This is a genomic window from Streptomyces sp. SID5643, from assembly GCF_009872555.1.
In the GTDB taxonomy this organism is placed as follows: Bacteria; Actinomycetota; Actinomycetes; order Streptomycetales; family Streptomycetaceae; genus Streptomyces; species Streptomyces iakyrus.
This window is the reverse complement of the sequence record NZ_WWIC01000229.1, coordinates 1-7,518: the sequence shown is the minus strand read 5'-3', so window position 1 is coordinate 7,518 and position 7,518 is coordinate 1. Positions and strand designations below refer to the sequence as shown.

The 7,518-nt window shown below is 70.3% G+C and carries 6 protein-coding genes and 1 tRNA gene; 3 read left to right on the top strand and 4 right to left on the bottom strand.

The window, feature by feature from the left end; genetic code table 11:
* Positions 1 to 31 precede the first annotated feature (31 nt).
* The 3 genes from GTY56_RS26065 to GTY56_RS41415 form a co-directional block, all read right to left on the bottom strand.
* Positions 32 to 991 carry an NAD(P)-dependent oxidoreductase gene (locus GTY56_RS26065; RefSeq protein ID WP_161367758.1) on the bottom strand — a complete coding sequence of 320 codons (960 nt, stop codon included), beginning with the start codon at positions 989 to 991 and terminating at the stop codon, positions 32 to 34.
* 337 nt (positions 992 to 1,328) lie between these two features.
* A complete protein-coding gene (locus GTY56_RS26060; RefSeq protein WP_346345581.1) occupies positions 1,329 to 1,823 on the bottom strand; it encodes a hypothetical protein in 495 nt (164 codons plus the stop codon).
* Between the two features lie 216 nt (positions 1,824 to 2,039).
* A complete protein-coding gene (locus tag GTY56_RS41415; RefSeq protein WP_161367757.1) occupies positions 2,040 to 2,537 on the bottom strand; it encodes a lactococcin 972 family bacteriocin in 498 nt (165 codons plus the stop codon).
* A gap of 295 nt (positions 2,538 to 2,832) precedes the next feature.
* Between GTY56_RS41415 and GTY56_RS26050 the strand changes: the two genes are divergently transcribed.
* On the top strand, positions 2,833 to 3,351 hold the full coding sequence (locus GTY56_RS26050) for a hypothetical protein (protein ID WP_161367756.1): 519 nt from the start codon (positions 2,833 to 2,835) through the stop codon (positions 3,349 to 3,351).
* Positions 3,352 to 3,583: 232 nt separating this feature from the next.
* Here GTY56_RS26050 and GTY56_RS26040 read toward each other — a convergent pair.
* A tRNA-Arg gene (locus tag GTY56_RS26040) sits at positions 3,584 to 3,656 on the bottom strand.
* 321 nt (positions 3,657 to 3,977) lie between these two features.
* On the opposite strand from GTY56_RS26040, the gene GTY56_RS26035 reads away from it, so the two are divergent.
* The gene (locus GTY56_RS26035; protein WP_161367755.1) at positions 3,978 to 5,585 is read left to right on the top strand and encodes a dynamin family protein; all 1,608 of its coding nucleotides are present in this window, start codon (positions 3,978 to 3,980) and stop codon (positions 5,583 to 5,585) included.
* A gap of 3 nt (positions 5,586 to 5,588) precedes the next feature.
* Positions 5,589 to 7,409, top strand: a complete 1,821-nt coding sequence (locus tag GTY56_RS26030) for a GTPase (RefSeq protein WP_346345580.1) — start codon at positions 5,589 to 5,591, stop codon at positions 7,407 to 7,409.
* The last annotated feature ends 109 nt before the right edge of the window (positions 7,410 to 7,518 follow it).

The following is a 7,518-nucleotide window of genomic DNA, read 5'->3' as shown; positions in this document are numbered from 1 at the left end:
TGGGGTGTGGGGGTGCGGGGTGCGGGGTGCGTCAGGGCAGCCGCCGCACGGGTGTGCCGTCGAGGAACGCGCGGATGTCCTCGACGGCGTGGCCGTAGTAGGTCGCGTAGTTGGCGCGGGAGACGTAGCCGAGGTGCGGAGTGGCCAGGAGACGCGGTGCCGTGCGCATGGGGTGGTCCGCGGGGAGGGGCTCGACGTCGAAGACGTCCACGCCGGCTCCGGCGATACGGCCCGCGCGCAGGGCGTCGAGCAGGGCGTCCTGGTCGACGATCGCCGCGCGGGAGGTGTTGATCAGGTAGGCGGTCGGCTTGAGGAGGGAGAGTTCGGCCGGCCCGAGCAGGCCCCGGGTGCGGTCGCCGAGGGCCAGGTGGACGGAGACGAAGTCACTGTTCGCGAGCAGCTCTTCCTTGGAGCCGGCATGCTCGACGCCGACCTCGTCGGCGCGCTCGCCGGTGAGGTTCTGACTCCAGGCGCTCACGTGCATGCCGAAGGCGAGTCCGACCTGGGCGACCTTGCTGCCGATCTTCCCCAGGCCGAGCAGCCCGAGCCGCCGGCCGTGCAGGTCGGCACCGACGGTGCTCTGCCAGGGGCCGCCGGAGCGCAGGGCGTTGCTCTCCTCGACGATGCCGCGGGCGAGGCCGAGCAGCAGGGCCCAGGTCAGTTCGACGGGCGGGGTGGAGGAACTGGCCGTGCCGCAGACCGTGACGCCGTGTGCCTCGGCGGCCGCGTAGTCGATGACGGAGTTCCGCATGCCGGAGGCGACGATCAGTTTCAGCCGGGGCAGACGGGTGATCAGCGACCCGGGGAACGGGACGCGTTCGCGCAGGGTCACCACGATGTCGAAACCGGCCAGGGCGGCGGCCAGGTCGTCCTCGCCGTCGATGTGCCGGTCGAAGGACACGACCTCCACGTCGTCCGCGACCACCGACCAGTCGGCGGCCTCGGCCGCCACCTGCTGAAAGTCGTCCAGTACAGCGCAGCGCAGCCGCACGTCGTGCCCCTTTCACGGCCCAGGTCCGGTTCACCGGCCATGATCGCGTGTACGCCGTGGGCGGGGGAAGTGCCTGCCGGGGACCGTGTGGTCAGGAAAGGGCCCTCGCCGGTCCCCCTGGCGCGGCCGCGGCGCTGCGCAGGGCCAGGAGACCGGCGAGGGTGACGGTCCCGGCCGTGAGCACGACTGCCCCATCCGGCAGCCCGGTCAACGGCCCGCCCGCCAGGGCCGGGACGGCCGACCCGGTGAGCACGATGCCGAGCGGGAGGAGCACCGACCCGCGGACCACTGTGACAATGCGAGTCGTTCAGCGGGTGCCTTTCAGAGAGGTTGGACGCTAGCCGACGCCCACCCCGGCGGAACGAATACGGCGAGACCTCCACCAACCCCAGACCGTGTGGCCCACCATAGCGATCGCAATGGCAACAGCCGTGAACCGAACGGTGGTCCAGGTACCAAGAACAAGCTGACTCGTCCCGTGCGACTCTGCCTCCAGACGCGCCGAAGTCTCATAAAAAGCCACCAGGGGGACAAGCAGCCGGAAGAACAGGCCGCCGATGCCCGGCGCCTGTGCGAGGTTCCCCAGGAGTCCGACGGGTGCTCCAAAGATGAAGGCCAGCAAACCCCAGAGGGCAATTCCGGAGGAACTCGCACCCGAGGAATACAGTCCACCCAGGGAGGCCAGGATTCCCTTGACCAGGTAGTAGGTCACGACACCGATGGCCAGCCCCAGAGACGCGAGGACGGCCGATTCGATTTTGGACCGGCGAAAATAACCCACCAGGAATGCGTAACAGGCCCACGGCCACCCGCCCGTGAAGACGGCGCCCACGGCCGTACCTGGACGACCACCCCATTGCTCAGCCACAGGCCCCGTCAGACCAAGCAGCAAGCCAAGCCCGAGTGGCACCGCGAACGACGCGACCCGAGCACCCGAAAATTTCACTGTCTCCCCGTTCCGGTCCTGACGTGGCATGACTCCGGGCTCGTGTGCGCCCGGAGCCACGGCCCACCCGAGGGAGGTCAACCCTCATCGCGGCGGAATTTCTTATTCATTGCTGTAAAAGGCGTGGCAGGTCCATGCCGCACCCTGTGTCGAGTTGGCGTAGGAGGTCTTCCCCTTCGCCACCCAGCCACTTGAGTGATCGACGTTCTGGACCCTGACCGTCGACTTGTGCTTCACATCAGCGATGTAGTTCGAGTAGCACTTCTTTCCAGCCGACACCAGATCGTACCCATAGCACCACTTGCCATGAGTCACATTCTGGCAGGTGTTCCCCTTGACCTGAACGGCCGACTTGTTGATTTCCAGCTTCACCACGCCCCACTCGGAGGGGTTACCCAGTTCTGCCGGCGGGGCGACGCCGTCACCTCTCTTGTGGATGACGGGCTTCCCGGCTATGAGGCCGCCGCCGGCCTGAACCGCGGAATTGCCGGTGCCGGGTCCGCTCTGAGGGTCGTAGGCCGCCACAGGGGTGGCTACGCTGGAAACCGCAAGCGTGGCACCTGAAATGGCGAACAGTAGTGACTTTCCAAGCCTTTTCACGTTACTCCTCCTCCGCTCCCCGTTAGCGGGGTTTCGAAAGGATCTTCTACGAGGGCGCTGTGGCGGTCAAGGCGTGGCCGATTTACGACCCCTGCGCGGCTGGAAATCATCGCTCGGTAGGTTGTATTCAAGGGCGGGAGACATGAATGCGCGGCCACAACAACACGTCTTGCGAGAGCCCACACCCCCGCCGTCGTCCTGGCCGTCGTCCGCGACCCGATCCGGAGGCACCGCTGCCCTCCTCGGTCGCCTCCGCCTTGCGGCGGCCCATGGTGGCCTCGCTTAGTCTCCGGCCATGGACCACGGGCTCACTCACGAGGGAAGCGCCTTCATCAACTTTCGACGCTACGTCTCGGATCCGAAGGAGCACGGGTTTCGGTGGGTCGACATCAAGCAGCTCCGCTTCTCCGCGGAGGCCGTGGACGATAGAGGAGTGCTTGCCGCGCTGATCGAGCATGAGCAGTTCCGGGACGACTATGCAGGTGGTGGAGTGCTGCTGGACGGGCCCCGGCACGGGCCGTACTGGCTGCGGTCGATCACTCCCGATCTGTACGAGCCCATCAGCCAGGAGAAGGCGGCGCAGATCCTGCTGGAGTGGGTCGACCCGCTCTGGGACGTGCCCACCGAGCTGGAGGCGGATCTGCGGCGGGAGGTGTCCGCCCGTCTGGCCGCAGCCGATGGCATCTACCGTCTCAGCGACCTCGGTGATGCGGCGATTCATGACTGGGGACGTGTGCACGATCACTTCCACGAGTTCGTGCTCATCGACCGTTCGGCTCAGCGGGTCACGCTCATCGTCGCCGCCGACGACTGAGGCGACCACCCGGGGCATCCATGGCGGTGGCCGCCTCAGTCGCGGAGCCACAGCCGAATCGCAGCAAGAGCGACCGTGCCGTGGAAGACGTAGACCCGGGAACGGTGTTGCCGAGCTCCTGGTGACCTGCGCCCGTTGCGTCGTGGGCCGGCCGCCCGACCTGAAGAGGCGGCTCGAAGCTGCCGGAGACCGACCAGCGAAAAGCCCTCCCGAACGGGAGGGCGGAGACTTGCGCCCCCGGCAGGACTCGAACCTGCGGCCAAGCGCTTAGAAGGCGCCTGCTCTATCCACTGAGCTACGGGGGCCGGGTGTGGTGGCCTCTGTCTTGGTGCCCGGGTGTGGGCCGATCCGTGACGTTGCCGGGGACAAGGATAGGGCTCCCGCGTCCTTGTCCCTGTTGCTTCGCCTCCGTGGCTCGATGTGGAGGTTCAGTGAAGCGGTCCTGATAATCGCAGGCAGGTACGAATCGTGCATCGCTTTTGGCGTCAGAGGCATCGGGTGTTGTGCACTCGTTATGCCTGGAGTCTGCCTGTGTCCCAGTCGTCCCTTCCGCCCCTTGTGTTCCGTCGGCGCGCAGACATGCTCATATGCTTCAGAATTCCCCTAAAATTGGGCATTCTTCACATGTGGTGACCTTGGACGTACGGCCTCAGCTGCTCGACGCACTCTCCGCCCTGCGCGACCGTGTCGCCGCCGCACGCTTCCCGCTGCCCCTGGCGGGGGCCCCACGCGCGCGTGCCAACCGCGACGAACTCCTCGCGCAGCTCGACGACTACTTGGTGCCCCGGTTGCGGGACCCCGAAGCGCCGCTTCTGGCCGTCGTGGGCGGGTCGACCGGAGCCGGGAAATCGACACTCGTGAACTCCCTCGTGGGACGGCGGGTCAGCGAGGCGGGCGTGCTGCGGCCCACGACACGCACCCCCGTGCTGGTCTGTCATCCGGAGGACCACCACTGGTTCAGCGGGATGAGGGTGCTGCCCGACCTCACACGCGTGTGGGTGCCCCAACAGGAGTCCACCGACGACCTGCTGCTCCCCGGCGAGAACCCCGCGCGCGTCCTGCGCGTCGAGACCGCCGAGACGCTCCCGCCCGGCCTCGCCCTCCTCGACGCGCCCGACATCGACTCCCTGGTCTCCGACAACCGGGTCCTGGCCGCCGAACTCATCTGCGCCGCCGACATCTGGGTCATGGTCACCACGGCCGCCCGCTACGCCGACGCCGTCCCCTGGCACATGCTGCGCACCGCCAAGGAGTACGACGTCACCCTCGTGACCGTGCTCGACCGGGTGCCTCACCAGGTGGTGAACGAGGTGTCACGGCAGTACGGGGCCCTGCTCACCAAGGCCGGGCTCGGCGAGGTGCCGCGCTTCACCGTGCCCGAACTCCCCGAGTCCGCCTGGGGCGGCGGGCTCCTGCCGGCCTCCGCCGTCGCCCAGCTGCGCACCTGGCTGGTGCACCAGGCTCAGGACCCCGCAGCCCGGCAGCACGTCCTCGCCCGTACGGCCTACGGCGTCCTCGACTCCCTCAAGTCCCGGATGCCCGAGCTGGCCGGGGCCGCCGCCGCTCAGTACGCCGCCGCCCTGCGGCTCACCTCCGCCGTCGAAGGGGCGTACGACAGCGAGCACACGCGCGTGCGGGGCCGGTTGCAGAGCGGAGCGGTCCTCGCCGGGGACGCGCTCAAACGGTGGCGCGCCTTCCCCCTGGACTGCACCGCCGCCGAACTCCTCGACGCGCTCGTGGAGAGCCTCAGCGCGCTGCTGCTGTGCGCCGTCACCGCCGCCGACGAGCGCGTCGACGACGCCTGGCGGCGCGAACCGGCCTCCAGCGCCCCGGAACTCGCCGCACGCGACTCCGGCGCCGACAGCGCCGAGCACCGCATCGGACTCGCCGTACGGCGATGGCGGCGCGAGCTGGAGGAGAACGCCGAGGACGAGGTACGCGAACTCGACCGCAACCTCGCGCCCGACCCCGAGCTCGTCGCCGCCCTGGTCGCCACCTCCCTGCTGGGCGGCCGCCGGGGCCGGTTGGCCGGAGAGAGCCTCGCCGAGCGGATCGGCGCCCATGGCGCGCTGCGGCTGCGCGACCGGGCCGGACGGCTGCTCACCGAGCACGTGGACCGGGTCATGCACGCCGAACGCGAGCGCCGGCTCGCCCCACTCGACGCACTCGACGTCCACCCCGAGCCCCAGGCCGAGCTCATCGCCGCGCTGTCCGTACTGCAGAAGGAGAGGTGACCGGTGACCGTCACCGACCAGGACCCCACCGAGCACGCCGATCAGCCGGACGACGACGCCCACGACAACGGGGGCGGCGCCGCCCGCCGGAGCGCCCCGGACGGCGAGCGCGCGACGCGTACCGACTCCACCGAGACCTGGGACGACGGACTCATCGCGCGCCGGGTTGCCGAGACAGCCGAAGGAGACAGGTTCCCCATGACGGACAACCGCTCCGCCGTCCCGCCGACGGTGACCCCGCTGGTGTACGACGGGTCGCTGCGCTCACGGCTGGAGGCCCTGCGCGAACTCGTGGGGCTCTCCCGCACGCGGCTCGACAGCAGGACGCTCTCGGGGGCCGGCCGGGTGCTGGACGAGGCGTCCGCGCGGCGCAGGCTCTCCGGTCAGCACACCGTCGTCGCCATCGCGGGTGCCACCGGCAGCGGCAAGTCGCAGCTGTTCAACGCGCTCGCCGGGGTGACCATCTCAGAGACGGGCGTACGCCGTCCCACCACCGCCGCGCCCATCGCGTGCAGTTGGAGCGACGGCGGGGCCGGCCTCATCGAACGGCTCGGGATCCCGCCCCGGCTGCGCCGCCGGCCGTTGCCGACCGGGGACGGCGAGTCGCCGCTGCGCGGACTCGTCCTGGTCGACCTGCCCGACCACGACTCCGCGGCCGTACAGCACCGTCGGCACGTGGACCGCATCCTCGGGCTCGTCGACGCGGTCATCTGGGTCGTCGACCCGGAGAAGTACGCCGACGCCGTCCTCCACGAGCGTTATCTGCGGCCGATGGCGGCCCACGCGGAGGTCATGTTCGTCGTCCTCAACCAGGTCGACCGGCTGCCCGGGGAAGCCGCCGAACAGGTTCTCGACGATCTGCGACGGCTCCTCGACGAGGACGGCATCGCCCTCGGGGAGTACGGCGAGCCGGGCACGACCGTGCTCGCGCTGTCCGCGCTCACCGGGGACGGTGTCGGAGAACTGCGCGAGGCGCTCGGCCAGTTCGTGTCGGAGCGCGGGGCGGCCAACCGCCGCATCTCGGCCGACGTGGACATCGCCGCGGCACGGCTGTGGCCCGTCTACGCCACGCAGCGGCGGACCGGGCTCAGCGAACAGGCCCGAGAGGAGTTCTCCGACCGGCTCGCGGACGCGGTGGGCGCCACGGCGGCGGGGGAGGCGGCCGAGCGCGCCTGGCTGCGCAACGCCAACCGGGCCTGCGGCACGCCCTGGCTGCGGCTGTGGCGCTGGTACCAGGACCGCGGCGAGCCCACCACGGGCCGGCTTCCCTCGCGCCCACAGGCCGACGAGGAGGCGACGGCCCGTCAGCGGGTCGAGCAGGCCGTACGGACCGTGGCCGACCGGGCGTCGGCCGGGCTGCCAGCGCCCTGGGCACAGGCGGTGCGCGAAGCGGCCGTCCGTGGTTCGCAGGGGCTGCCCGAGGCGCTGGACGATCTGACCGCGCGCGCGGGGGTGCCCGCGGGACGGCCGCCGCGCCCGGGGTGGTGGCCGTTGGCCGTGTTCACCCAGGCGTGCATGACGATCCTGCAGTTCCTGGGCGGGCTGTGGCTGCTGGGGCAGATCATCGGGGTCATGGCGCCGAACCTGGGGGTGCCGGTGCTGCTGATGGTGATCGGCATCGTCGGCGGACCGCTCATCGAGTGGAGCTGCCGGCTGGCGGCCCGCGGCCCGGCCCGGCGCTACGGCCTGGAGGCGGAACGCCGGTTGCGGGAGGCGGCTGCCGGATGCGGCCGGGCCCGGGTCCTGGATCCGGTGGCGGCGGAGCTGCTGCGGTACCGGGAGGTTCGGGAGCAGTACGGGAGGGTGGTCGGGGCGGGGCGGTGACGCCGTGGCGGTGAGACCAGGGGGCTGCCCACACCACCGCACCCCACCCCCCACCCTCACGGCCCATCCCGCTGACCCACCCCACCCCATCCTCATGACCACCCCACCC